The organism is Oleiphilus sp. HI0043 (genome assembly GCF_001634935.1).
This window is the reverse complement of record NZ_LWEY01000736.1, coordinates 1-632: the sequence shown is the minus strand read 5'-3', so window position 1 is coordinate 632 and position 632 is coordinate 1. Positions and strand designations below refer to the sequence as shown.

General features: G+C 42.9%; 1 protein-coding gene. It reads left to right on the top strand.

Annotation, left to right across the window (positions count from 1 at the left end):
• Positions 1-102 precede the first annotated feature (102 nt).
• A partial coding sequence (locus A3729_RS08550; RefSeq protein ID WP_304439707.1) for a beta-ketoacyl synthase N-terminal-like domain-containing protein occupies positions 103-632 on the top strand: 530 nt, incomplete at its 3' end.

Sequence of the window (632 nt, the reverse complement as noted above, 5' to 3'; positions counted from 1 at the left end):
TAACCAGTAATAGAAGTTCATAAAAAGAACCGTCCTTTGTGAAATCTCTGGGCGGTTTTTTTTTGTTTGTTTAGGTCGATATTTAAAAGTTAGAGGCAAGGTATGTCAAAAAGACGAGTGGTAGTCACAGGGATGGGGATGCTTTCTCCGCTTGGTAATAGCGTGTCTGAGTCGTGGAATGCAGCGCTTGAAGGGAAGAGCGGCATATCAAATATTTCTCGCTTTGATACTGAGAACTTTAACGTCAAAATTGGCGGGCAGATTTCGGACCTGGAAGTGAATGATTATATTGACCGTAAAGAAGCGCGTCGCATGGATATCTTCATGCAGTACGGCCTGATTGCAGGTATGCAGGCAGTAAAAGATGCATCTTTAGAAGACTTGGATTCAGATCAGAAAAAGCGGATTGGTGTTGCCTTTGGTTCTGGAATCGGAGGAATTGAAACCATTGAGACTGTACGTGATACCTACGTGAAATCAGGGCCTCGTAAAGTTTCTCCCTTTTTTGTACCCAGCTCTATTATCAATATGATTGCCGGGAATATCGCGATTAAATATGGCTTTAAAGGCCCAAATATAGCGGTAGTCACAGCTTGTACTACGGGCACTCATAACATTGGTTACGCAGCAAG